This window comes from Kribbella sp. ALI-6-A (assembly GCF_001984195.1).
Taxonomy (GTDB): Bacteria; Actinomycetota; Actinomycetes; order Propionibacteriales; family Kribbellaceae; genus Kribbella.
Genome location: NZ_MTQN01000005.1, coordinates 102,312 through 125,795, shown reverse-complemented (window position 1 = coordinate 125,795; position 23,484 = coordinate 102,312). Strand labels below are relative to the sequence as shown.

Genomic DNA, 23,484 nt, shown 5'->3' with positions numbered 1-23,484 from the left:
CTCTACTGCGCGCGACGCAGCGTGATCGTCACGTGCCGCGTCCCGGAGGGCAGACTCACCTTGCCGGCGGCCTGGTCGACCGTCGCCCCCTTCACCGACACGCTCGCGACGTTGTTCCGCAGCGCCGGCAGTTCGACGCTGTAACCCTTCACGTCGCGGACGTCGCCGCTCAGCTGGATCGACACCCGCTTGCCCGAGGTCGACATCCGGTAGCCGATCCGGCCGCCGTCGGCGACCGGGTAGCGGTTGAGCGCGACCTTCTGGCCGGCGCGAAGCCAATCGTTCGGCACCCCGCGACCGATGATCACGGTGCCGTCGGCCTTCTCCGCGATCAAGGAGTCGAACAGCACCTTCGTCGCGGTGGACTGACCCCACATGTGCTGGTTCGAGCCGCCACCGCCGCGTGCGTGGTCGATGTCCCACGGTGAGCTCGCGCTCGGGTAGTCGACGCCTTCCCACCAGCCGAACGGCCCGCTCATCGTCTTGTCGATCATGTACTGGTACGCCTTGATGCCGAGGTCCCGGTACTGCTCACCGCGCAGTGCGGCGCTGCCGTACCCGGCGTTGTAGGCGCTGGAGTAGTAGCCGTGCGGATAGCCGCCGAAGTTGTAGATCGACTCGGAGACGTCCTTGCGGCGTTCGAAACCGTGCGTGTAGGTGTCGTCGATCTTGTCGAACATCGTCCCGGTCTGCTGCGCGCCGAACAGGTAGCCGTCCCAGGCCCAGCGGCCGAACAGGAACATCGAGGCCCAGTTCGCGTCCCGCGGGTCCTTGCGCGGGCCGGTCTCGTTGGGCTCGACCATCGAGATCGGCAGGTAGTCGAGGTCGTGCTCGCGCATCGTCTGCTCGATCCGGGCCGTCGCGACCCGCAGCAGGTCGTCGTACTCGGCCTTCGCCCAGGCGGCTTCCTCGGTCTCGCCGAGCGCCGTGGCCAGGTACCGGTACGTCGTGAGGCCGGCCAGCGCGGACCAGTTGTCGATCGTCCAGTAGCCGAGCGAGTCGATCGCGAAGGTCTGCTTGATGATCCCGGTGCCGCCGTCGATCCGGTCGGTCTCGACCATGTGGGTGTTCTTCTTGATCGTCTCGAACTGCTGACGGATGAAGGCCTTGTCGCCGGTGCGCTGCAGGTAGAGCGCGTACGGCCAGCTGTACTTCCACTTGGCGTCGTCGTACTGGAGCTGGGCCGGCAGCGTCGCGAGGTAGTCCCGCGCGTAGCTGAAGTCGCCGATCGTCAGCAACGTGGCGACGATGCCGATCGTGTCGTGGTCGAACATCTCGTCGTAGCCGTTCTCGCCGACGTGCAGCCGCTTCTCGCCGTTGATGTCGTCGCGAATGATGAGCGTGTAGATGTAGCCGGCCTTGTAGGCGTTGACGAGCCGCTTGTCCGGCAGCTCGGTGATGTCGGCGATCGCCGACAGCCGCGAGTTCCAGTAGTTGCGCATGTGGGCGTAGTGCTGGTCGTACCCGCCGAGCCGGCGCAGCTGTCCCGCCGTCGGCCACTCGTACGCCGCGCCGAACCGGTCGGCCGCGACCGCGTAGTCACGTACGACGGTCTGACCGGCGCCGATCGTCGTCACCGCCGGATCGGCCGCGGCATTGAGCGGCGTCAGCAGGCTCGACACCCGCGGCAGGCGGGTCTGCGCCGCCGTCGTGTTGGTGACGGTCATCCGCGAGTAGGCGACCTCGAAGCGGTTGCCGCCGACAACGACCAGGTCGGCGAAGTTCTGCACCTTCACCTGCAGGCCGTCCTTGGCGTACTCGCTGACGAACGCCGGCAGGTAACCCTCGGCGTTGGTCCACTTGATCTTGCCCGGGATGTTCGCGACGCCGAACGTGATCATTGCGTCGCCCCGGCTGCGCAGCCGGTAGCTGCCGTCGATGAAGGCGATCGGCGCGTTGAGATCGCCCTCCCAGCCGAACGACGAGGTGAGGCCGGGATTCGTCACGCTGGTGTACTCGGCGCCGGCCGCGGACGCGACGGCGTCGTCGTACGCGGCGCGGAGCAGGAGGTAGGCCAGCCGCAGGTCGTCCCGCTGTGCCGTGGTGTCGGCGAGCGTCGCCTTCGCGGTGGCGACCTCATCGGTCAGCTGTCGCTGCGCGGAGTCGCTCGCGTTGGTCAGGTCAGCGGCCTCGATACGGTCGAGCAGCGACGTCGTCAGCTTTCGGTAGCCGTCGGCGGAGGCGTCCGCGAGCGTCACACCCGCGAGGGTCACGTTGCCGGACTCGTGCGACTTGCGGTTCAGCTGCGCGCTGATCCGGGCCGAGTCGCCGGCGCCGAGGGTGAGCTCGAACAGTCGTGTCACCGACGGGCCGGTGCTGACCAGGTCCGAGCTCACGAACGCCGGGGTGGAAGCGCCGTTCACGTGGACCGACACCGTGGCCGCGGCGCGCCAGGCGCCGGAGACGAACCGGATCGTCCGCGCGTTCGCCGCCGCGGGAACGGTGAGGTCGTAGCCGTAGGAGCCGGTGAGATCCACGTTGACCAGGTCCGGGTTGGTGCCGTCGACGAAGAAGATGCCGCCGTGCCGGGTGGCCGGCTGGGTCGCGGTCGGCGTCCCGTTGGTCCAGGAGTAGCTCACCGGATTGTCGTTCTGCGTGCCGATCTCGGCGCCGGCCTGCCGGTTGGCGACCGCGAGCCGCGCCGTCCCGTCCGGTACGCCGGCCCGCCGGTTGATCGTCGGCCCGTCCAGGTGCAGCCAGTCGTCGGGCCCGTCCGCGGTCAGGTCGAGCGCGGCCGGCGCCGCGGTCGCGGTGAAGCTCGGGCCGGATCCGATCGGCGAGAGCGCCGCGGCGGACAACGAGACGTTGCCGATCGCCGTGAGCTTCTCGGTGAACTTCGTGGTGATGACGACCCCTTCACCAGGGCGGATCGTCACCGTGTAGCGCTTGACCGCCGCGGTGTCGCTCGCGCCGATCGAGGTCGTGTACGGCGTACCGGTGCCGTCGGCCGCGCCGATGGTGACCGAGCCGCGGGCCTGCCAGATACCGCCGACAACGACGAGCCGGCGGGCCGAGTCGGCGGCCGGGACCGTGATCCGGTAGCCGGCGTCGTGACCCGTCGTCGGGCCGACGGTGGTGTCGTCGTAGTGGAAGACGCCGCCGGTGGTGACGCCGGAGGTCGAGGGCGTGGAGGTGCCGTCGGACCAGCGGAACGACAACGGGCTGTCGCCGAGCGAGGTGCGCCCGGCGGCGGGATGAAGATCCTCCACGGTGATCGACGGTGGCACAGCGGCTTTGCGCTCGATGCGGTCGCCGGTCACGTGGACCCAGTCCTGCGAGCCGTACGTGGTCAGGTCCATCACGCCGGCGGCGGCGCTGCCGCCCGGCAGGTTTTCGGCGTTCACGACGAACGGATTGGCGGGTGGCGGCGCAGCTGGTGCCGAGGGCAACGAAATTGCCGTCGGCAGCAGCAGCGCGCCGGCGACGACGGCTGCGAGCAGCCTGGGTCCGGGCCTCATCTTGTGTCCCTTCACGAGGGTGTTCCGGTGGACGGCGGGCAGCGAACCGGGCGGCGCTGTCCGGGGCGGTACTACGGCGTGGGGGTGCGGGGCCCGGGCAGGCTGGAGCCGCGGACGATCAGTTCCGGCTGCAGCAGCACGTGCTGGGGCTCGCGAGGATCGCCCGCGATCAGGTTCTCCACGGCCTGGATCAGTTGCCGGCCGACCACGTCGATCGGCTGGCGCAGCGTGGTCAGTCCGGGGCTGACCAGCGCGGCGGTGGGAGAGTCGTCGAAACCGGTGACCGCCACCTCGGCGCCCGGCCGCAGACCCCGCTCGTGCAGGGCCCGCAGTACGCCGAGCGCGAGCGTGTCGGACGCGCAGACGAGCGCGGTGGCGGGACGCGGCGCGTCGAGCATCCGGTGCGCGGCCTGGCGGCCGTCCTCGAGCGTGTCCGGGACCGCCGCTTCGAGGTCGGTCTCGAGTCCGCGCTCGCCGCACGCCGCGCGCCAGCCGGCCCGGCGTTCCTCGCCGATCTCGGACTCGGCCGGCCAGCCGATGTGGCCGATCCGGTGGTGTCCCTGGGCGGCGACGTGCTCGGTCGCGGCGCGAGTACCCGCGCGGCCGTCGACGTCGACCCAGGCCAGCGAATCGTCACCGTCCCAGGACCGGCCGAAGGTCGCGAACGGCACGCCCCAGGACCGCAGGGCGGCGACGCGGTCGTCGTTGCGATGAGTCTCGGCCAGCACGAAGGCGTCGACCGGGGTCTTCTTCAGCAGGTTGCGGTAGGCCTTGATCTCCTCGGCCGAGCCGTCACCTTCGGCGTGGCACAGGATCAGGTGGTAGCCGGCCGCGACCGCCGAGCGGTTCAGCGCGTACAGGAACTCGTCCATCAGCAGCGACGCCTTGTCCGGCCGCGACGGCCTGACCTTGAAGGCGATCAGGTGTGAGCTCCGGTTGCGCAGCGCCCGCGCGGACAGGTTCGGCTCGTAGCCGAGCTCGGCGACGGTGGCGAGGATCCGTTCCAGCGTCGCCGGTGCGAGGCGGTCGGGGTTGTTGAGCGCGTTGGAGACCGACTGGGCCGAGACGCCGGCCCGCTGCGCCACCTGGCTGAGCGTCACGTGACCGTGCGGCACGGGACCCCGGCTGGTGGGCTGGGGGCTCATCGGCGCCTCCGTCGATCAGGTATTAACGTTAAAGTCCGGCTCACGGTACTGGCGTTGCCGGGACACGGCAAGAGCCTGAGGCGTGCTTGATGCAGGGTTTTTAACGCTAGAAAGTCGACCGCGCCTCAGAGCTGCAGGAGGCCGCGCAGCGTGGTGAGGGTGGCGTGCCCGGCGGTGAGCAGGGCCAGGTCGGTCCCGTCCTCGGCGCGGGCGCGGTTCTCCTGGACGGACGTCCGCAGGAAGTCGTCGCCGGACTCGGCGACCGCCATCTGAACCTGACCGAAGGCGGCCAGCGTCGCCTCGGCCAGGCCGACGATCTCGTTCGCCGGGCGGTCCGGCACGTTCAGGTTGAGCACCGCGCCGTCGGCGAGGTCGTCCAGTTGCGGCAGCACTTCAGCGACGTACTTCGCGGCGGTCGCCCAGTGGCGCGACTCGTCGGAGGTTTCGTCGAGCACGGCCAGCGCGTTGCCGCCGCGGCTGGCATCCAGCGGCGAGAGCACGTCGAGCGACGCCGCGAGCGCCGGCAGCCCGTACGCCGCGGCGGTGAAGGCCGCGCCCACGGTTCCGGAGTGGAGAACCGCTCGGCCGGCGTTCGCGCCGCGGTTGATCCCGGCCAGGACGGCGTCAGGGCTCGGCCCGAAGGCGTCGAGCGTCGCGAGCACCACGATGTAGGCGGGCGACGCGGCCACGCCGTACGCGGGGACGTCCTCGAGGCCGGCCAGTGTCTTTCGGCGTACCAGGAGTTTGCCGTCGTCGCCGGTGTAGGCGCTCAGTGCGGCACTGGCGCCGCTCGCCTCCTCGGCGGGCGCCGCGACCACGACGTCGTAGCCGGCCTCGACCGCGGCCCCGGCCAGTGCCCGCAGGCCCGGCGCGTCGATGCCGTCGTCGTTGGTGATCAGCACCCGGCGACTCATGCGCCCTCCAGCGGTTCGAGCCGAACCCGGCCGGCCAGTTCGCTGATCGCGTCGGCCCGGCCGGTGCCGAGGCCGTGCCGCGTCACGTTCAGCGCGCCGGCCGCGGCGCCGGTCCGGATCGCCTCGTGCAGGTCTCCACCCCGCGCCAGTACGGCGACCACGCCGGCGGTCATCGAGTCGCCGGCGCCGTGGTGGTCCCGCACGCTCAGCTCGGGCATGTGGACCTGCAGCACCTCGCCGTCGACGAACGCCACGGCGGGCTTCTCCGCCCGGCTGATCACGACCGTCTCCACGCCTCGTTCCGCCAGTTCGCGAACCGCCTTCACGATCCCCTTGTCGCCGGCCGACTCGTCCGCCAGGCCGTCGGCGTACAGCTCCTCGTCGCTCACCTTGAGGAACGTCAGCCCGGCGTCGAGGACTGCTTCCAGGTGCTCGCCACTCAGATCGGCGGCGACCTTGGCGCCGTTGCGCTGCAAGTCGGTGCCGAGGCGCCGGTACGTGTCGGGCGAGACCATCGACGGGTCGGCGACGCCGCTCAGCACGCACAGGCCGGACTTGAGTCCCTCGGACAGCGCCAGCGCATACAGCTCGTCGCCGTCGTGCCGGCCCAGTGGCGCACCGGTGTGTTGCGCGATCTCCTGACGCTCGTCGTCGCCGCGCCGGTCGTGCACGTACCAGCCGCTGTCGGACCGACGCCGGATCGCCTTCAGATCCACGCCTTCCTGCTCGATCAGCGAGGTGAGCACGTGGCCCACCTCGCCGTCACCGAGCACGGCGCAGAACGTCACGTCCGCACCGAGCGACGAGATCATCCGGGCCTGCCAGATCGCCTGGCCGCCGGCGTGCAGGTGCAGCTCGGGTTCGTCCCCGACCTGCTCGATCGTCACGGTCAGCTGCGGCGCCGGTGCGAACACCATCACCTGCTCACCCATGGCTCTCCTTCCGCGGGGGGCCCTGCCAGTACCCAGACCGGCCGCCCGGAATGCGAACCCTTCTCGCTAACGACAATCATTTCGGTTAAGGTGTGCGAGTCCGGCCGGGCGGCGGGTCAGAACGCCCGGGGACCTGAGTCGGAGGTAAGCCGTGAACCGAAACGAGCTGGTCGCCGGGGTGGCGGCGAAGGCGGGCATCCCGCGCAACCAGGCCGAGAAGGTGCTCGACGCGCTGGGCGACGTCGTCACCGAAGCCGTGCACAAGGGCGACAAGGTCTCGCTGACCGGCCTGCTCAGCATCGAGCGGGTGATGCGCGCCCCGCGGACCGGCCGCAACCCGCAGACCGGCGAGCCGCTGTCGATCCCGGCCGGCTACTCCGTCCGCCTGTCCTGCGGCAGCCGGCTCAAGGCCGCCGCCCGCGGCGACCTGCGCACGATCTCCTGATTCACCGACGTGCACCACTGACCAACCTCGGCTCCACCGCCGCCGCCACGCTCAACCGGCAGCGTGGAGGCGGCGATCCGGCGGGTTGGTCGGTGGTGGGCGTCGCTCAGCGGTGGACCGCCGTCACCCAGTACGGCGTGGTGGCGGTCGGCGGCGTGGTGAACCGGGCGTTCGGCAGGTAGATCCGGGAGCCGAAGAACGCCGCCGTGGTCGGTACGTCGAAGTCCGGGCTGGTGATCTCACGGACCAGTCGCCCGCGGGTCCCGGACCGGTTGAGGTCGAGCACGGCGATCTTGTTCAGCCGGTTCTGTACGACGTACAGGATCTCGCCGGAGCGCAGCAGCCCGTCGCCGTTGGTCATCAGCACGCCGCCGAGGTCGATCTTGCGGGTGACGCCGGTGCGCGGGTCGACCTTGAACAGGAACCCGGTCGCGGACTGCACGATGATCAGGGCCCGCCGGTCCGGAGTCAGCGCGATCCCGTTGCCGTTGTTGTTCAGCGGGTCGTGCACGTAGTCGCCGCTCAGCGGAATCGTCGAGACCGCCGACTGCGGCGCGAGCTTGCCGTGCGGCCCGAACGGGACCTTGTAGATCACCGGCCGGCGTGAGTCGGTGAAGTACGCGGCGTTGCGACCGAGGATCACGTCGTTGACGAACGTCGGGGTCGCGGTGGTGAAGGTGTAGCTCGCCAGCACCTTCCCGGTCCGGGTGTCGATCACCCGGCCGTTGCCGCCGGCCGCGCCGGCCACGAACAGCCGGCCGCGCCGGTCGACCTTCAGGCCGAGCGACGCGGTGCCCGGGCCTTGGCTGATCACGCGGCCCCGGCCGGTCCGCAGGTCGGCCGCGTAGATGTCGCCGTCGACGCGGGAGCCGAAGTAGGCCTTGCCGCGAGCGATCGCGATGCCCTCGGGCTGGAAGCCGTCCGGCAGATCGAAGTGCTTCGGGTACGCCGCGTGGGTGGAGCCGGTGGTGCCGGTCGAGCCGGTGGACGCCGCGGTGGCGGTCCCGGCGCTGGTCAGGAGCAGGGTGGACACGGTGGCCGCCGCGACGAACGCGCGGCGGGACAACAGGCGGGACATGAGCTGGATGACCTCCTGGTCGGTGATCTGGCCGACTCGATCGCCCCCGAGAAGCCGACGATGTGCTCTCGACCGTAGACAACGGAACGCAGGACGCAAGGGTTCAATCCACCGGGTACTGTCGCCAGCACAGCAAACCTTCTCGAGTCGCCGGACGACGGTCCGCCGGCCGCGCACGCAGGGGAGTTCGATGACCTCAGGGATCGACATTTCGGACCTGTCCGACACCGTCCGGCCGCAGGACGACCTGTACCTGTACGCCAACGGCCCGTGGCTGGACGCGCACGAGATCCCCGCCGACAAGGCGATCTACGGCGCCTTCCACGAACTGGCCGACAGCGCCGAGCAGAGCGTCCGGGAGCTCGTCGAGCAGACCCTGACCGCCGGGCACCCCGACGGCAGCGAGGCCCGCAAGATCGCCGATCTGTACGGCAGCTTCATGGACGAGGAGACGATCGAGCGGCTCGGTGCCGACCCGATCGCCGACCAGTTGACACTGGCCGCGGCGATCGAGAACCGCGCCGACCTGGTCGCGGCTCTCGGCACGCTGGAGCTGCAGGGCGTCGGCGGCGTCTTCCGGTACGGCGTCGACATCGACGCGAAGCAGTCCGACCAGTACGTCGTCTACATGATGCAGGGCGGGATCAGCCTGCCCGACGAGTCGTACTACCGCGAGGACTCCTTCGCCGAGCAGCGGACGGCGTACGTCGCGCACGTGGCCCGGATGCTCGAGCTGGCCGGGCTCGCCGATCCCGAGGGAGCGGCCGAGCGGGTGCTCGCGCTGGAGACCCGACTCGCGGCCGGCCACTGGGACCGGGTGAAGACCCGCGACGTCACCGCGACGTACAACAAGCTCACCAGGCCGGAGCTCGAGGCGCTGACGCCCGGCTTCGACTGGGCGGCCTGGATGGCGAACGCCGGCGTACCGGACGACGCCTTCGACCAGGTCGTCGTCCAGCAGCCGGACTACCTCACCGTCGCCGCGACGGCGCTGCAGGAGGTCGAGCTGGAGCAGTGGAAGGAGTGGCTCGGCTGGCGGATCGTGCACGCCGCGGCGCCGCTGCTGAGCTCGGCGTTCGTCAAGGAGAACTTCGAGTTCTACGGCCGGACGCTGACCGGTGCGCCGGAGCTGCGCGAGCGGTGGAAGCGCGGCCTGGGCGTGGTCGAGTCCGCGCTCGGCGAGGCGGTCGGGCAGCTGTACGTCGCGGAGTTCTTCCCGCCGGCCGCCAAGGCCCGGATGGTCGACCTGGTCGCCAATCTGGTCGAGGCGTACCGGCAGCGGATCTCGGCGCTGGAGTGGATGGGTCCGGAGACCCGGCAGCGCGCGCTGGACAAGCTCGGCAAGTTCACCCCGAAGATCGGCTACCCGGACAAGTGGCGCGACTACAGCGCGCTGGAGATCGTCCCCGGTGACCTGGTCGGCAACGTCCGGCGCTCGATCGCGGTCGAGACCGAGCGGGACCTGGCCAAGCTGGGCAAGCCGGTGGACCGCGACGAGTGGCACATGACGCCGCAGACGGTGAACGCCTACTACAACCCGCGGGCCAACGAGATCGTCTTCCCGGCCGCGATCCTGCGCCCGCCGTTCTTCGCGCTGGACTCCGACGACGCGCTGAACTACGGCGCGATCGGCGCGGTGATCGGGCACGAGATCGGCCACGGCTTCGACGACCAGGGCTCCAAGTACGACGGCGCCGGCAACATCAGCGACTGGTGGACCGACGCCGACCGGGACGCCTTCGAGCTGCGGGCCAACCGCCTGGTCGAGCAGTACGACGTACTCGAGCCGACCGGCGGCGACGGCCAGAAGGTGAACGGCAAGCTCACCCTCGGCGAGAACATCGGCGACCTCGGCGGCCTGTCGATCGCCTACACCGCCTACGAGATCTCGCTGAACGGCGCCGAGCCGCCGGTCGTGGACGGGCTGACCGGGGCGCAGCGGTTCTTCGTGGCCTGGGGCAAGGCGTGGTCGACCAAGACGCGGCCGGCCGAGGTGGTCCGCCGGCTGGCGATCGACCCGCACTCGCCGCCGGAGTTCCGCTGCAACGCGGTGGTCCGCAACATCGACGCGTTCCACGCCGCCTTCGGGGTCGGCCCGGACGACGCGATGTGGCTGCCGGAGGAGCAGCGGGTCCGGATCTGGTAGCGGACCTGCAGCACTCACCAAACCAGCGCCGGCCCCGGGAAGGCGGCCGGTTCACGCTCAGCGCGTGGACCGGCGCCCCCGGGGCCGGCGCTTGGTGAGTGCTGCAGGTTCAGCTCATCCAGTTCTGGATCGCGTCGATCTCCCGCGGCATCGCGGCCGACAGGTTCTCGGTGCCGTCGTCGGTGATCAGGATGTCGTCCTCGATCCGGATCCCGATCCCGCGCAGGTCCTCCGGCACGGTCAGGTCCTCGGCCTGGAAGTACAGGCCGGGCTCGACGGTCAGCACGTAGCCGGCCTGCAGGTCGCCGCGGTACTGCTCGTTGCGGGCGGCGGCGCAGTCGTGCACGTCGATGCCGAGCATGTGGCTGACTCCGTGCAGCGTGTAGCGCTGGTAGATCACGGTCTCGAGGGCTTCGTCGACGCTCACCGGAAGCAGCGCCATCGCGTCCAGGCCGTTCACGATGACCTCCATCGCGGCCTGGTGGCCGGACGCGAACGGTACGCCGGGCCGCAGCGCCGCGATGCCGGCGTTCTGCGCGTCGAGCACGAGCTGGTAGAGCTCACGCTGGCGCGGGGTGAACTCGCCGTTCACCGGCAGCGTGCGGGTGATGTCGGCGGTGTAGAGGTTGCGGTTCTCCACGCCCATGTCGAGCAGCATCAGCGTGCCGTCGGTGACCGGGCCGTCGTTCTCGATCCAGTGCAGGGTGGTCGCGTGCGACCCCGCGGCGGCGATCGAGGTGTAGCCGACGTCGTTGCCCTCCGCGCGGGCGCGGCGCCAGAAGGTGCCCTCGATCCAGCGTTCGCCGTACTTGCGGACCTGCTCCATCTCGGCCAGCACGTCGGAAAAGCCGCGATGCGTGATCGCGCAGGCCTCGCGCAGCTGCTCGATCTCGAACGCGTCCTTGACCAGCCGCAGCTCGGACAGCGTCGCGGCCAGCTCATGGTCGCGGTCGGCGTCGACCTTCAAGCCGCTCAGCTGGGCGGTCAGCGAGCTGTCCTCGCCGCGCCGCACCCGGGTCGGTACGTCGCCCTTCAGCGCGTTCGCGAGCTGGTCGACATGCCGCGTCTCCAGGCCGAACTCCTTGGCCGTCTCGGTCAGCGACGGACGGCGGCCGGCCCACAGTTCGCCGTACATGCGGTCGCGCCAGAACTCCTCGCCCTGGCTGCGCTCCGAGCGCGGGCGGAAGTACAGCACCGAGTCGTGGCCGCTGCCGTTCGGCTCCAGCACCAGGACGGCGTCGGAGGTCTGGTCGCCGGCCAGCCAGACGTAGTCGGTGTGCGGGCGGAAGACGTAGTCGGTGTCGTTCGAGCGGACCTTGTAGGTGCCGGCCGGGATCACCAGCCGCTCGCCCGGGAACGCCTGCGACAGGGCCGCGCGGCGCTTCTCGGTCCAGGCCGCGACGTCACGCAGGCTCGCGTCGGTGCGCTCGATGTCACCCCAGCCGGAGTTCATGAACGCGCGCAGCTTGTCCTTCGGCTCGCTGTCATGCTTGGCCGTCTTCGGCGCCGCCTCGGTGACCTGCTCGGCGGCCGGGTCGATCGCCGGGCCGGAGGGTTCGGCGGGAGCCTGCTCGGTGCTCTGGGTCATCGTCGACCAGTCCTCGTCTCACTGGGTGTGCAGTTGGTCACCGCGGAGCGTGCCGCTGTCCGGCAGCGCCTCGGCGGGGTCGGAACCGATGCGGGTGATCGCGTTCTGCCCGTCCACGAAGACTACGCGCGGCGAGAAGGCCTTCGCCTCCTCGTCCTCGAACTGCCCGTACGCGATCAGGATGACCAGGTCGCCGGGATGGATCAGGTGCGCGGCCGCGCCGTTGATCCCGACCACCCCGGACCGGCGCGGCCCTGCGATCAGGTACGTCGACAGCCGGTTCCCGTTGGTGATGTCGACGATGTCGACCTTCTCCCCGGGCAGCAGGTCCGCCGCCGCCATCAGCTCGGCGTCCAGCGTGCAGGACCCGACGTAGTCCAGGTCCGCCTGGGTGACGGTGGCCCGGTGCACCTTCGACTTCATCATCTCGCGCAGCATGCGGGCCATCATCCAGGGCGGCCGACGGGGTGTCAGTGGCAGCCGTCACTCACCGCTGTCACGGCCCGGCGAAGGCGATCGGCGTCATCATGTCGCCGTTGGCCGAGTACCCGAAGCTGTCGTCGGGTTCGCCGTCGCGGTCCAGGACGGTGACCGACAGGACACAGCTGCCCAGGAAGCCTGGCTCGACACAGTCCGTGCCGTCGGCCAGCCAGCGGTTCACCCGGTACGGCGTCGCGTAGCTGCCGTCGGCACGGACCCAGGTGGTCACGGTGGGCCGCTCGCCGTAACAACCGGTCTCCTGAATGATCTCGAAGCAGGCGTGCTGAACGATCCGCACCTGCCGGCCCTCCGCCCCGTACGCCGTACCGTGCACCGTGACCCACTGCTCAGCGGCCAGATCCGTGGACGGGGTCGCGGCGATCGTGGCCGGTGAGCCACGGAAGCGCAGGGCGCCGGAGTCGAGGACGAGCCGGGTGCCATCCGGGGCGTCGCCGACGGCGAACAGGCGGCACACGTCCGCCCGGCAGTAGACGGTGGTGGGTTCGCCGAACTCCATCCGCCGGAAGACGGGATCGCCCAGCGCCACCCGGGTCGCGATCCGGCCGGTGGATCCGGCCGTCGTCACCGTGCGGTCCGGGCAGTCGCCGTCGATCCAGTCCACGAACACGTCGCACTGGACGATCCGCACCTCGGAGCCGGGGGCGAACCCGCGTCCGCTCACCCGCACCTCGTCCCCGCCGGCGAGCCCGGTCGTCCGGCTGACCTGAAGCACGGGCGCCGGCGCCGCGGCAACAGCCGGAACAGTCATCGAGCCGAGCAGCACGGTCGCCGCTGAGACGGCAGCAAGTAGTCGCATCTGTGGTTCCCCCCACGGAAAGTGATCAGGCCCCCCTGGCCTGTCACCTTCCTACGCTCGAACCCGCGCCGGCGGAAGGGCGCAGAGCAGTCGACCGCCGACTTCAGCCACCGCGTGGTCGCGTTCTCGGACGTGAAGAGCGGCTCTACGGGTTCAGTGCCCGCGTGGCCTGGACCGCGAGGTCGCGCAGGGCGGTGTAGCGGGGGCGGAGGGTGTTGACGCGCTCGACCTCCTCCGGGGCGGGGTCGAGGTGTTCGCCGCCCGGTGCGGGGGACAGGCCGAGGGCTACGGCGGCGGCGCCTCGGGCGCCTACTTCGGCTTCGGCGCAGACGTCGGTGGGGCGGGCGAACGTCGCGGTGAGGCAGCGGCGCCACCAGGCGGAGGCGTCGATGCCGCCGCCGCCGAGGACGACCTCGAGGCGGCGGCCGAACAGCGAGTCGAGCATGCGCAGGCCGCGGTCGATCTCCAGGGACGCGCCCTGGAGCGACGCGGCGAGCAGGTCGGCGGCGTCGTCGTCGAAGGACAGGCCGAAGTACACGCCGGAGCCGCCGGGGACCGTTTCGGGCGGGCGGGTGCCGGCCTGGAACGGGATCGCGATCACGCGCGACGAGCCGATCTCGACGTCGGTCGGTTCCTGGTGGGCCTCGTCGAGTTGCAGGACGTTGGTCAGCCAGGCGTGCAGGTTGCCCGCGGCGGAGAAGGCCATCCCGGTGACCGCGCGCTGGTCGTCGACGCGGTAGCGCCACAGTTCCCAGGGCAGCTCGGGGGCCTGGTCGATGGGGTGCACGACACGGACGGCGGCCGACGTACCGACCGTGACCGCGGCGGTCGACTCGTCGTAGCCGCCGGTGCCGACGTTGGAGGCGGCGCCGTCGCCGGTCGGAGGATGCACCGGTACGCCGGCCAGGCCGGGCCAGCGTCGCGCGTACGTCGACGCCAGGACGCCGGTCCAGCCGGTCGGCACGATCGGCGGCAGCTGCGCGGCCGTGACCCCGGCGATGTCGAGCGCCTCGGCGTCGTACTCGCCCTTGGCGAGGTCGAGCGATCCGGTGCCGGAGGCAATGGACACCGACGTGACCCGCTCGCCGGTGAGGCGTTCGAGCACGAGGTCGGGAAGGCCGGCGAAGGAGGCCGCCGACACCTCGGACAGCAACCATGGAATGCGGCGCGGCCAGTACAGCCGGTGCAGCCAGGCGCCGGTGCGCGCGTGGAAGGCGTGTTCGTCGAACGACGGGTCGAGCCGCGGCGCGACCGAGCGGGTGTCGGCCCAGGTGATCAGCGGGGTCAGCGCGGCGCCGTGGTTGTCGAGCGCGACGACCGAGTGCCACTGCGACGACAGGACGATCGCGGTGATGCCGTCGAGGTGGCCGTTCTGCTGGAGCTCGTCGAGGCAGCCGAGCAGCCCCTCGACGTACTCGTGCAGGTCGATCGTCGCCGAGCCGCCCACCCCGTACGTCGGGGTGATCTTGTGCCGCGCCAGCGCACCCGGCACCGGCGACGCGTCGTCGGCCGACAGCACGAGCGCGCGCGCCGAGGAGGTGCCGAGGTCGAGCGCGAGGATCCGGTCGCCGCCCGGTCCACCGGCAGGCGTGGCGCGGCCCGGTCCGCCGACCGGAGCAGGAGCCTCCGGCCCGCCTACCGGGGCAGGAGCCTCCGGCCCGCCCACCGGGGCAGGGGCCTTCGGGCCTCCGACCGGGGCAGGAGCCTCGGGTCCACCGACCGGGGCAGGGGCCTCGGGTCCGCCGGCAGGCGCGGCGTCGTCCCGGCCGTCAGTCGGCGGCATGCAGTGCCTCGAGGAACGAGGCGGCCCAGACGTTCACGTCGTGGGCGGCCAGGTGCTTGCGCATCGCCTTCATCCGGCGGCCGAGCTGGCGGTCGTCGGTGTTCATCGCGTCGACGATGGTGTCCTTCATGCCGTTGATGTCGTGCGGGTTGACCAGGAACGCCTGCCGGAACTCGTCGGCCGCTCCGGCGAACTCGCTCAGCACCAGCGCGCCGGTGTCGTCGTACCGGCAGGCGACGTACTCCTTGGCGACCAGGTTCATGCCGTCGCGCAGCGGGGTCACCACGGCGACGTCGGCGGCCCGGAACAGCGCGGCCATCTCGGTGCGCGAGTACGACGTGTGCAGGTAGTTGATCGCCGGCGTCCCGATCCGGCCGTGCTCGCCGTTGATCCGCCCGACCAGCAGCTCGATCTCGTCGCGCAGCACGCGGTACTGCTCGACCCGCTCGCGCGACGGCGTCGCCACCTGGATGAAGACCGCGTCGTCGACCGAGACGCGCTTCTCGTCCAGCAGCTCACCGAAAGCACGCAGTCGTTGCCTGATGCCCTTGGTGTAGTCCAGCCGGTCCACGCCGAGCAGGATGTGCGCGGGGTTGCCGACCTCGGCGCGCATCTCCCGGGCCCGGGCCTCGGTCTCCGGCTGGCGGGCGATCTGCTCCAGCTCGCCGACGTCGATCGAGATCGGGAACGCCTTGGCCCGCACGATCCGGTCGTCGGGCAGGTGGATCCGGTCGCCGCGGGTGCGCAGGCCCATCCGGTTGCGGGCCAGCCGGGCGAAGTTCGACGCGGCGCCCGGCCGCTGGAAGCCGACCAGGTCGGCGCCCATCAGGCCGTCCAGGATCTGCCGCCGCCACGGCATCTGCGCGAACAGCTCGGTCGGCGGGAACGGGATGTGCAGGAAGAACCCGATCCGTACGTCGGGCCGCAGCCGGCGCAGCATCGCCGGGACCAGCTGGAGCTGGTAGTCGTGCACCCAGACCACCGCGTTGTCGTCGGCGGCGTCCGCGGCCGCCTCGGCGAACCGCCGGTTCACCGCGACGTAGGCCTCCCACCACTCCCGGTGGAACTCCGGCGGCACGATCACGTCGTGGTAGAGCGGCCACAGCGTCGCGTTCGAGAAGCCCTCGTAGTACAGCTCGACGTCCTCGCCCGACAGCGTGACCGGGACCAGGTGCATGCCGTCGGAGTCGAACGGGTCGACCTTCTCGTCCTTGCCGCCGGTCCAGCCGATCCAGGCGCCGCGGTGGCGCTGCATCACCGGTGCCAGGGCGGTGACCAGACCCCCCGGGCTGCGCCGCCACGTCGTACTGCCGTCGGGCATCTCGACCCGGTCGACCGGCAGCCGGTTGGCCACCACCACGAAGGAACTGCGTCCGCTCGGCATCTGCTGTTATCCACCCAGGTATTCGTCGTCGCCGGGGTAGGAGACCCCGATCTGTCTGCGCGTCTCGTCGAGCAGTTCGAGGATCTCGATCGTCGCGGCATGCGGAAGGGCCGGGCACTCGATCTGCCCGGCTCGCAAGGCGCGCATCACCTCGGCTGCTTCATAGTGGTACCCAAGTCCATGCACCGCGACGTCGACCCGCTCCTGGCCGGCCGCCGTACTGCGCACGTAGTACTCGGGGTGGTGAAAGCGGTTCGGCAGCAACAAACTGCCCTCGGGTCCGCTCACCGAGGCGGTCCACGGATTCTGCGACCGCAGACCGCAGGTCAGGGCGGCGACGGCGCCGGAGTCGTAGCGCCAGGCCATCGCGACGTTCAGGTCGACGCCGTCGTCGGTCAGCGCGCCGACCGCCTTGACCTCGTCGGGCCGGCCGAGCGCCATGTGCACGAACGTCATCGGGTAGATGCCGCCGTCCATCAGCGCGCCGCCGCCGAGCGCGGGATCGAGCAGGCGCGCGGGCAGTTGCGGCTTGTGGAAGCCGAAGTCGGCCAGCGCCTCCATCGGCTCGCCGATCACGCCCTTGGCCAGGTCGGCGAACATCGCCTGCACGACCGGGTTGGTCCGCATCCACATCGCCTCGGCGAACAACGTGTTGTGCTCGCGGGCGACGGCGACCAGGTCCCGGGCCTGCCGGGCGGTCAGCGTGACCGGCTTCTCGCACAGGACGGCGACGCCGGCCTGCAGCGCGGCCCGGGCGATCCCGTAGTGCTGGGGGTGCGGCGTGCCGATGTAGAGCACGTCGACGGTGCCCGACTCGATCAGTTGCCGGTAGTCGTCGTAGCGGTGCTCGATGCCGAAGGTGTCGGCGAACTTGTGCGCGCTGTCCAGCGATCGGGACGCGACGGCGGTCGCGACCGCGTCGTCCAGCTCGGCGAGGTCTCTGGTGAACTGCGTCGAGATGTTGCCAGTAGCAACCACACCCCAACGGACCTGGTCTATACCCACTGTCTGAACTCCGGGGTCGGGAACGGGCCGTCGGCCTCGATTCTCGCGGTCTCGAAGGCGTGGGCCAAGCGAATGAGGGTGGCGTCACTTCCGGCGGTGCCGCCGAACACGATGCCGACCGGCAGACCGGCGACGGTTCCCGACGGCACCGAGAGCAGCGGATAGCCCGCCAGCGCGGCGTGCGAGGACGAGCTGCCGAGCACGTGGTCGCCGTTGACCAGGTCGATCGTCCAGGCCGGCGAGTACGACGGGCTGACCAGGGCGTCGAGCTGATTGTCCCGCAGTACCGTGTCGATCCCGTCACGGCCGGTCCGCAGTGCGGACAGGCGGGCGGCCAGGTAGATCGGCGAGTCCAGCCCGTCGGTCGCCTCAGCCCGCTCGAACAGCTCCTGGCCGAACCAGGTCAGTTCCTCGGCCGGGTGCGTCCGGTTGAACGCGATCAGGTCGGCCAGTGTCCGCGGGGCCCCTTCCTTGCGGGTCTCCAGGTACTTGGCCAGGCCGACCTTCAACTCGTGCAGCGGCACCTGCAGCTGCTCGTCGTCGGTAGGCGTCGGCAGCGACAGGTGGTCGACCAGGGTCGCGCCGCAGCGGCTGAGGACCTCCAGCGCCGTCTCGGTGGCCTGGTCGAGCCCGGGTGAGTAGCCCCACAGCGGCCCCCGCGGTACGCCGATCCGGACGTCGCTGAGGTCCGTGCCGCGGCAGGCCTCCAGGTAGTCGGTGCCGCCACCGGTGAGCACGGTCAGCAGCGCGGCGGACTGGGCGACCGTCCGGGTCATCGGTCCGGCGGTGTCCTGGGAGTGGGAGATCGGCACGATGCCCTGCTGCGGGACCAGGCCGACGGTGGGCTTCAGCCCGACGATGCCGTTGAGCGAGGCCGGGCAGACGATCGAGCCGTTGGTCTCGGTGCCGATCGCGAGGTCGGCCAGCCCCGCCGCGACCGCCGCGCCCGAACCGCTCGACGAACCACCGGCGGACCGGTTCAGGGCGTACGGGTTGCGCGTCAGTCCGCCGTACGCGCTCCAGCCGGACGACGAGGCGTAGCCGCGGAAGTTGGCCCACTCGCTCAGGTTGGTCTTGCCCAGGATCACGCAGCCGGCCTCACGCAGCCGACGGACCAGGACGGCGTCGTTCGGCGGAGGCGGCTGGTCGGCGAGCGCCAGCGACCCGGCGGTGGTGGCCAGGTCGGCGGTGTCGATGTTGTCCTTCACCAGCACCGGTACGCCGTGCAGCGGACCGCGTGTGCGCCCGTCCTCACGCTCCGTGTCCAGCCGGGCAGCGTCGGACAGCGCGGCGGGATTCGGCGTACAGACGGCACCCACGAGTGGATCGACCTCACGGATCCTGGCCTGCAGCTCTTCGACCGAAACGATGGCGGGTCGCGGGTCCGGCAAGAGCGCACCGGAGCCCTGTCGAGGTGAGCTCACCTCCACGATCCTGCCAGAGTCGGGCCTGCGCGGCGGCGGCGCGCGAGCCTTCGGAAAGGTCCGGAAAGGACCGCAAACGACACGGCCGGTTCGCTGCCGGGTGAATGACATCGCTGTTGTTCAGCCCGTAGAGTGGAGCGCGGACGGACGATCACCGACCGCACGGGAGTCACCAGCAGATGGACAGCGCGAACGCGAGCTCTTCCGGCCCCGAAGCGGCGCCGCCGGCCGTCGCCGGGCTCTCCGAGCGGGACGGCGCGATCCTCGGCTTCGAACGGCACTGGTGGAAGTACGCCGGCGCCAAGGAACAGGCGATCCGTGACCAGTTCCAGATGTCGGCCACCCGCTACTACCAGGTCCTCAACGCGCTGATCGACCGGCCGGAGGCCCTCGCCCACGACCCGCTGCTGGTCAAGCGGCTGCGCCGGTTGCGCGCCGCGCGTCAACGCGCCCGCTCCGCCCGTCGCTTGGGGATCGAGGTCTAGGCCTTGAACCGCAGGGACGAACGGGGACAGGTTCTGTCCTCCCTCGTGGCCGTGCTGGCCGTCGTGGCGATCGTCGGTGGCCTGCTGGTGCTGTTCGGCACCCGCGGCAACGACAGCGTCGCCGACGAGGGCAAGCCGGTCGCGCAGACGCCGAGTACGACGCCCAGTGCGACGCCGACCGTCCGCGCGACGCCGAGTGCTACGCCCAGCTCCGAGCCGACCGCGCAGCCGACGCCCGAGGCGACGACTCCGGTGGCGCCGCCGACGTCGGCGAGCACGGAGCCGACGACCGAGCCGACCACGGGGCCGACCACTGAGCCCACCGGCGTACCGAAGCCGACCGTGAACGTGCCGCCGTCCGAGCGGCCCGCGGTGGAGATCTACAACAACACCACCCGCAAGGGACTGGCTCAGGCCGTCGGCAGCCGCGCCGAGCAGGCCGGCTGGAGCGTGACCGGCGCGGACAACTGGCGCGGCAAGATCGTCACCAGCACCGTCTACTACCCGGCCGGGATGCAGGCCGAGGCCGCCCAGCTCGCCCAGGACCTGGGCATCCCGCGGATCAAGGGCGCGCTGGACAACATGAAGAAGGACCGGCTCACCGTCATCCTCACCTCGGAATACCCCGGATGAGCACGCCTGTTCTCGAGACCGCCGCGGGGCGGGAGGGCTGGGAGGCGATCGTCGCCGATCCGGCCCGCGCGGTGATCGCGTCGGACTTCGACGGGGTGCTCTCGCCGCTGGTCGAGGACCCGGCGATGTCGCGCCCCGCCGACGGCGCGCTGGACGCGCTGGCCCGGCTGGCTCGCTCGGTCGACCAGGTCGCCATCGTCACCGGCCGCCCGGCACTGGTCGCGACCGAGCTGTCCGGCGTCACCGGTCACCCGGGGCTCGGGCAACTTGTCGTACTGGGGCACTACGGGCTGGAGCGGTGGGAGGCGGCCACTGGCGCTGTCACCAGCGATCCGGTGCCGAGCGGAGTCGCCGCGGCGCGCGAGCAGTTGCCGTCCGTGCTGCAGGCAGCCGGGGTTCCCGACGCGTTCGTCGAGGACAAGGAGAGCTCGCTGGCCGTTCACACCCGGCGGCTGGCCGACCCGGCGGGCGCGCTGGAGGCTCTGCGCGCTCCACTGACCCAGCTGGCCGAGTCCGTTGAGCTGCGGCTGGAGCCGGGCAACCTGGTGCTCGAACTGCGTCCGCCCGGCATCGACAAGGGTGTCGCGATGCGACGGTTGGTCGAGACGACCGGCGCCCGTGCGGTGCTGTACGCCGGAGACGACCTGGGCGACCTCGCCGCCTTCGGCGCCCTCGACGCCCTGCGCGCCGAGGGGTTGCGTGCGGTCCTGGTGGCTGCCCGGTCCTCTGGTGCCACCGAGCTGGTGGACGCGGCGGACATCGTCGTGGACGATCCGATCGGAGTCGTCACGGTGCTGACCGCGCTCGCGGACGCGATCGCCGCCCGGGCGTAGCGCGTCCGTTCGGCGACGTCCCGCACGTCGGGTGTCGCGTCGTAGCTCGAGCTGCTCCGGTCAGCGGCGGCGAAAGGTCTGCTGGAGGGTCCGGCCGAACGGCTGGACCGGCCGCTCGACGTAGTTGCCGTCGGCGAGCCCGGCCAGGCGCTCGAACGGGTTGCGCGAGGCGGGACAGCCGGTGCGGATCCAGGACCAGGCCGCGCCCACGACGTACAGGGGCAGCAGCGGCAGGCCGATCAGCCAGAAGTACTGCCAGGAGTGGCGTTCCTCGTGCTCGACCAGCAGCGGGCGGGCGTCGAGGTAGGCGCGGTCCCTGCGGGTGAGTACGACGTTGCCGATCGTGAACGCGCCGGCGGCGGGGAAGCCGAGCCGGTAGCCCGTCGCCAGGAACAGGCCGCGCGGGCCGCGGCTGAACCGCGCCCGCCCGATCAGGCCGGCCGCGAACCCGGCCAGGGTGGACAGGTTGACGAAGTTCACCACCAGCTTGAGTTTCTGCGCGCCGGTCATGGCCCAGTATCGCCCAGCGCCCGCGGTTCTGTCGGCGGGATGCGTCAGGATGGGTGCCGTGAGTTCGGTGGTACGACGCTGGCGGCCCGGGCGTCCGGTGGATCCGCACCTGCTGATCGGTGGGCTGCGGAAGGGGCCGGGCGATCCGGCGTACGTACTGGACCCCGGGCGGCGGACGGTGTGGCGCGCCACGCGGACTCCGGATGGGCCGGTGCTGCTGCGGTTGACGCCGTACGCGGCGGTGGCGGAGGTGGAGGCCGAGGCGTGGGGTCCGGGGGCCTCGTGGGCGCTGGACGGCGTGCCGGAGCTGCTCGGGGAGGCTGACTCCTGGGACGGTTTCGAGCCGCTGCCGGAGCATCGCCCACTGGTCGACGCGGCGCGGCGGTTCCCGCACTTCCGGGTGCCGCGGACCCGGGCGGTCTTCGAGGCGATGGCCGCGGCCGGCATCGAGCAGGTCGTCACCGGCAAGGAGGCGTTCCGCGCCTGGCGCCTGCTGCTGCGCGAGTACGGCGAACCGGCACCCGGCCCGGCTCCGCCCGACGGCCGGGTGATGATGGTCCCGCCGACGCCGGAGCAGTGGCGGCTGATCCCGTCCTGGCAGTGGTTGCGCGCCGGCGTCGAAGGCCGTCGCTCGCGCGTCGTCGTCACCGCCGCCACCCGCGCGAAGGCCCTCGAACGCACCCTCGAGCTGACCGACTCCGCCGAGATCGAACGACGCCTGCGCTCGCTGCCCGGCGTCGGGGTCTGGACCGCCGCCGAGGTCCGCCAACGGGCCCACGGCGACGCCGACGCGTTCTCCTTCGCCGACTACCACGTCTCCCGCAACGTCTCGTACGCGCTGACCGGCGAGGAGCTCGACGACGAAGGCACCGCCGAACTGATCGAGCCGTACCGAGGCCACCGCTTCCGCGTTCAGCGCCTGCTCGAGCTGGCCGGCCCCGGCCACCCCCGCTACGGCCCGCGCAAGTCCCTCCCCACGCACACTCCCGGCGCGACCCACCGCCTGCGCTGACCCCAGTACGTGCCCGGGGTCACGCGGTGTGGGAGGGATTTCACGCCGTGGGGTGGGCACTGGGTTCCCATCATGCGGATCGATGGGGACGGGCTCTACCTGGTCGCGGGGCTCGCCCTGTTGCTGGGGGCCGTGCTGCCCCGGCTGCTCAAGAAGTACGCCGTGTCGGCGCCGATCGCGTTTCTCGGCGCTGGTTTGCTGCTCGGGTTCGTGGTGGATCGGAGCAAGCTGAACCCGATCGCCGAGCCGAAGCTGACCGAGCACCTGGCCGAGCTGACGATCCTGGTCGCGCTGATGGGTGTCGGGCTGGCGATCGACCGGCCGATCGGCTGGCATCGGTGGAAGGTGACGTGGCGGCTGCTGTTCGTCGCGATGCCGGCGTGTGTGGCCGCGGTCGCGGGACTCGGCTGGTTGCTGGGGCTGGCTCCGGCGGTGGCTCTGCTGGTCGCCGCGGTGCTCGCGCCGACCGACCCGGTGCTCGCGTCCGACGTACAGGTGCAAGGTCCGACGACCGGTGAGGGCGCCGAGCCGGAGGAGGACGACGAGGTCCGGTTCGCGCTGACCTCCGAGGCGGGGCTGAACGACGGGCTGGCGTTTCCGCTGGTCTACCTGGCGGTGTTCGCCGCGACCAAGGGCGCGATGGGTGACTGGGCGCTGGAGTGGGTGCTCTGGGACCTGATCGGCAAGACGGTGATCGGCGTCGTCATCGGCGCCGCAGCGGGTTGGCTGCTCGGGCGGATGGCGTTCTCGGCGCCGCTGCCCAGTCTCCGGCTGGCCGACTCACGCGAGCCGGTGCTCGCGCTGGCGATGACGCTCGGCGTGTACGGACTGGCCGAGGTGCTGCACGGCTACGGCTTCTTGGCTGTCTTCGTCGCCGCGCTGGCCCTGCGCGCGGCGGAACGCGGCCACGACTACCACGAGGAACTGCACAGCTTCCTCGAGCAGCTCGAGCACATCCTGACCTGGGGGATCCTGCTGCTGCTCGGCGTCGCGATCACCGGCGGTCTGCTCAAGCCGCTCGACCTGACCGGCATCCTGATCGGCGGCGCGCTGATCCTGGTTCTCCGGCCGGTGACCGCCTGGCTGAGCCTGCAGCGCACTCCGATGCGTCGCTCGGAGCGCTGGGTGACGGCGGCCTTCGGCGTCCGCGGCGTGGGCTCGATCTACTACCTCGCGTACGCCGGTGCCGACTTCGCCGACGACCTGCCCTGGCTGTGGGCGACCGTCGGCTTCACGGTCGTGCTCAGCGTTGTGGTGCACGGCGTCGCGGCGACGCCGTTGATGCGAATGCTGGAGCGTCGCCGCGAGCGCGCGAGCTGACTGCGCGCGCGGGCTGAGCACGGCGCGGTTGCCGGGCGCCGATCGGCGGCTCGACCCCGTGCCGGACCGCCGCGGCGGCGTGGATCCCGGCG

Annotated in this window: 20 protein-coding genes; 7 read left to right on the top strand and 13 right to left on the bottom strand. The window is 71.3% G+C overall.

All coding sequences use genetic code 11. The features are described 5' to 3' along the window. Positions 1-2 precede the first annotated feature (2 nt). The 4 genes from BWI15_RS01985 to BWI15_RS01970 all read right to left on the bottom strand — a co-directional run bounded on the left by BWI15_RS01985 (position 3) and on the right by BWI15_RS01970 (position 6,449). Entirely contained in the window at positions 3-3,458 is a 3,456-nt protein-coding gene (locus tag BWI15_RS01985) for a sugar-binding protein (protein WP_077012633.1), read from the bottom strand. A gap of 71 nt (positions 3,459-3,529) precedes the next feature. After that, the gene (locus tag BWI15_RS01980; RefSeq protein WP_077012524.1) at positions 3,530-4,603 is read right to left on the bottom strand and encodes a LacI family DNA-binding transcriptional regulator; all 1,074 of its coding nucleotides are present in this window, start codon (positions 4,601-4,603) and stop codon (positions 3,530-3,532) included. 125 nt (positions 4,604-4,728) lie between these two features. Beyond that, the gene (gene surE / locus BWI15_RS01975) at positions 4,729-5,517 is read right to left on the bottom strand and encodes a 5'/3'-nucleotidase SurE (protein ID WP_077012523.1); all 789 of its coding nucleotides are present in this window, start codon (positions 5,515-5,517) and stop codon (positions 4,729-4,731) included. Continuing rightward, positions 5,514-6,449 (bottom strand): 1-phosphofructokinase family hexose kinase, encoded by a 936-nt coding sequence (locus tag BWI15_RS01970; RefSeq protein WP_193432127.1) that lies wholly within the window; start codon positions 6,447-6,449, stop codon positions 5,514-5,516. Before BWI15_RS01970 ends, surE begins: the two co-directional genes overlap by 4 nt. Before the next feature lie 151 nt (positions 6,450-6,600). Here BWI15_RS01970 and BWI15_RS01965 point away from each other — a divergent pair, with 151 nt between their 5' ends. Beyond that, on the top strand, positions 6,601-6,894 hold the full coding sequence (locus BWI15_RS01965) for an HU family DNA-binding protein (RefSeq protein WP_077012522.1): 294 nt from the start codon (positions 6,601-6,603) through the stop codon (positions 6,892-6,894). Positions 6,895-7,000: 106 nt separating this feature from the next. Here BWI15_RS01965 and BWI15_RS01960 read toward each other — a convergent pair whose 3' ends face one another. After that, positions 7,001-7,972: an SMP-30/gluconolactonase/LRE family protein gene (locus BWI15_RS01960; RefSeq protein ID WP_143465368.1), complete on the bottom strand. Its 972-nt coding sequence runs from the start codon at positions 7,970-7,972 to the stop codon at positions 7,001-7,003. Positions 7,973-8,162: 190 nt separating this feature from the next. Between BWI15_RS01960 and BWI15_RS01955 the strand changes: the two genes are divergently transcribed. Next, entirely contained in the window at positions 8,163-10,118 is a 1,956-nt protein-coding gene (locus BWI15_RS01955) for a M13 family metallopeptidase (protein WP_077012521.1), read from the top strand. A 109-nt stretch (positions 10,119-10,227) separates the two neighbouring features. On the opposite strand, the gene BWI15_RS01950 is transcribed toward BWI15_RS01955, so the two are convergent. The 7 genes from BWI15_RS01950 to BWI15_RS01920 form a co-directional block, all read right to left on the bottom strand. Further along, complete coding sequence (locus tag BWI15_RS01950) at positions 10,228-11,706, bottom strand: aminopeptidase P family protein (protein WP_077012520.1); 1,479 nt, start codon at positions 11,704-11,706, stop codon at positions 10,228-10,230. Positions 11,707-11,724: 18 nt separating this feature from the next. Next, entirely contained in the window at positions 11,725-12,144 is a 420-nt protein-coding gene (gene panD / locus BWI15_RS01945; protein WP_077012519.1) for an aspartate 1-decarboxylase, read from the bottom strand. 58 nt (positions 12,145-12,202) lie between these two features. Continuing rightward, on the bottom strand, positions 12,203-13,003 hold the full coding sequence (locus BWI15_RS01940) for a neocarzinostatin apoprotein domain-containing protein (RefSeq protein ID WP_083750514.1): 801 nt from the start codon (positions 13,001-13,003) through the stop codon (positions 12,203-12,205). A 145-nt stretch (positions 13,004-13,148) separates the two neighbouring features. After that, entirely contained in the window at positions 13,149-14,786 is a 1,638-nt protein-coding gene (locus tag BWI15_RS01935) for an FGGY family carbohydrate kinase (RefSeq protein WP_237771087.1), read from the bottom strand. Further along, complete coding sequence (locus BWI15_RS01930; protein WP_077012517.1) at positions 14,773-16,170, bottom strand: alpha,alpha-trehalose-phosphate synthase (UDP-forming); 1,398 nt, start codon at positions 16,168-16,170, stop codon at positions 14,773-14,775. Before BWI15_RS01930 ends, BWI15_RS01935 begins: the two co-directional genes overlap by 14 nt. 6 nt (positions 16,171-16,176) lie before the next feature. Continuing rightward, a complete protein-coding gene (locus tag BWI15_RS01925; protein WP_237771086.1) occupies positions 16,177-17,148 on the bottom strand; it encodes a Gfo/Idh/MocA family protein in 972 nt (323 codons plus the stop codon). 17 nt (positions 17,149-17,165) lie between these two features. Further along, positions 17,166-18,599, bottom strand: coding sequence for an amidase (locus BWI15_RS01920; protein WP_077012515.1), 1,434 nt, complete (start codon positions 18,597-18,599; stop codon positions 17,166-17,168). 179 nt (positions 18,600-18,778) lie between these two features. Here BWI15_RS01920 and BWI15_RS01915 point away from each other — a divergent pair, with 179 nt between their 5' ends. The 3 genes from BWI15_RS01915 to otsB are packed head-to-tail and all read left to right on the top strand — an operon-like array spanning position 18,779 to position 20,550. Next, positions 18,779-19,084 carry a DUF3263 domain-containing protein gene (locus BWI15_RS01915; RefSeq protein WP_077012514.1) on the top strand — a complete coding sequence of 102 codons (306 nt, stop codon included), beginning with the start codon at positions 18,779-18,781 and terminating at the stop codon, positions 19,082-19,084. A 51-nt stretch (positions 19,085-19,135) separates the two neighbouring features. Then, positions 19,136-19,717 carry a LytR C-terminal domain-containing protein gene (locus BWI15_RS01910; RefSeq protein WP_237771085.1) on the top strand — a complete coding sequence of 194 codons (582 nt, stop codon included), beginning with the start codon at positions 19,136-19,138 and terminating at the stop codon, positions 19,715-19,717. Further along, a complete protein-coding gene (gene otsB / locus BWI15_RS01905) occupies positions 19,714-20,550 on the top strand; it encodes a trehalose-phosphatase (protein WP_077012512.1) in 837 nt (278 codons plus the stop codon). Before BWI15_RS01910 ends, otsB begins: the two co-directional genes overlap by 4 nt. Positions 20,551-20,610: 60 nt before the next feature. Here the strand turns inward: otsB and BWI15_RS01900 are convergent, their stop codons facing one another. Then, positions 20,611-21,060, bottom strand: coding sequence for a hypothetical protein (locus BWI15_RS01900; RefSeq protein WP_077012511.1), 450 nt, complete (start codon positions 21,058-21,060; stop codon positions 20,611-20,613). Between the two features lie 49 nt (positions 21,061-21,109). Here BWI15_RS01900 and BWI15_RS01895 point away from each other — a divergent pair, with 49 nt between their 5' ends. Continuing rightward, on the top strand, positions 21,110-22,072 hold the full coding sequence (locus BWI15_RS01895) for a DNA-3-methyladenine glycosylase family protein (protein ID WP_077012510.1): 963 nt from the start codon (positions 21,110-21,112) through the stop codon (positions 22,070-22,072). A gap of 72 nt (positions 22,073-22,144) precedes the next feature. Next, positions 22,145-23,392 carry a cation:proton antiporter gene (locus tag BWI15_RS01890; protein ID WP_077012509.1) on the top strand — a complete coding sequence of 416 codons (1,248 nt, stop codon included), beginning with the start codon at positions 22,145-22,147 and terminating at the stop codon, positions 23,390-23,392. The last annotated feature ends 92 nt before the right edge of the window (positions 23,393-23,484 follow it).

Excerpts from the sequence above, each read along its gene's own strand:
- BWI15_RS01960 (WP_143465368.1), bottom strand. The coding sequence starts at position 7,972 with ATGTCCCGCCTGTTGTCCCGCCGCGCGTTCGTCGCGGCGGCCACCGTG.
- BWI15_RS01985 (WP_077012633.1), bottom strand. The coding sequence starts at position 3,458 with ATGAGGCCCGGACCCAGGCTGCTCGCAGCCGTCGTCGCCGGCGCGCTG.
- BWI15_RS01950 (WP_077012520.1), bottom strand. The coding sequence starts at position 11,706 with ATGACCCAGAGCACCGAGCAGGCTCCCGCCGAACCCTCCGGCCCGGCG.
- panD (WP_077012519.1), bottom strand. The coding sequence starts at position 12,144 with ATGCTGCGCGAGATGATGAAGTCGAAGGTGCACCGGGCCACCGTCACC.
- BWI15_RS01935 (WP_237771087.1), bottom strand. The coding sequence starts at position 14,786 with ATGCCGCCGACTGACGGCCGGGACGACGCCGCGCCTGCCGGCGGACCC.
- BWI15_RS01930 (WP_077012517.1), bottom strand. The coding sequence starts at position 16,170 with ATGCCGAGCGGACGCAGTTCCTTCGTGGTGGTGGCCAACCGGCTGCCG.
- BWI15_RS01895 (WP_077012510.1), top strand. The coding sequence starts at position 21,110 with ATGGGTGCCGTGAGTTCGGTGGTACGACGCTGGCGGCCCGGGCGTCCG.
- BWI15_RS01955 (WP_077012521.1), top strand. The coding sequence starts at position 8,163 with ATGACCTCAGGGATCGACATTTCGGACCTGTCCGACACCGTCCGGCCG.
- BWI15_RS01890 (WP_077012509.1), top strand. The coding sequence starts at position 22,145 with ATGCGGATCGATGGGGACGGGCTCTACCTGGTCGCGGGGCTCGCCCTG.
- BWI15_RS01980 (WP_077012524.1), bottom strand. The coding sequence starts at position 4,603 with ATGAGCCCCCAGCCCACCAGCCGGGGTCCCGTGCCGCACGGTCACGTG.
- BWI15_RS01900 (WP_077012511.1), bottom strand. The coding sequence starts at position 21,060 with ATGACCGGCGCGCAGAAACTCAAGCTGGTGGTGAACTTCGTCAACCTG.
- BWI15_RS01915 (WP_077012514.1), top strand. The coding sequence starts at position 18,779 with ATGGACAGCGCGAACGCGAGCTCTTCCGGCCCCGAAGCGGCGCCGCCG.
- surE (WP_077012523.1), bottom strand. The coding sequence starts at position 5,517 with ATGAGTCGCCGGGTGCTGATCACCAACGACGACGGCATCGACGCGCCG.
- BWI15_RS01970 (WP_193432127.1), bottom strand. The coding sequence starts at position 6,449 with ATGGGTGAGCAGGTGATGGTGTTCGCACCGGCGCCGCAGCTGACCGTG.
- otsB (WP_077012512.1), top strand. The coding sequence starts at position 19,714 with ATGAGCACGCCTGTTCTCGAGACCGCCGCGGGGCGGGAGGGCTGGGAG.
- BWI15_RS01940 (WP_083750514.1), bottom strand. The coding sequence starts at position 13,003 with ATGCGACTACTTGCTGCCGTCTCAGCGGCGACCGTGCTGCTCGGCTCG.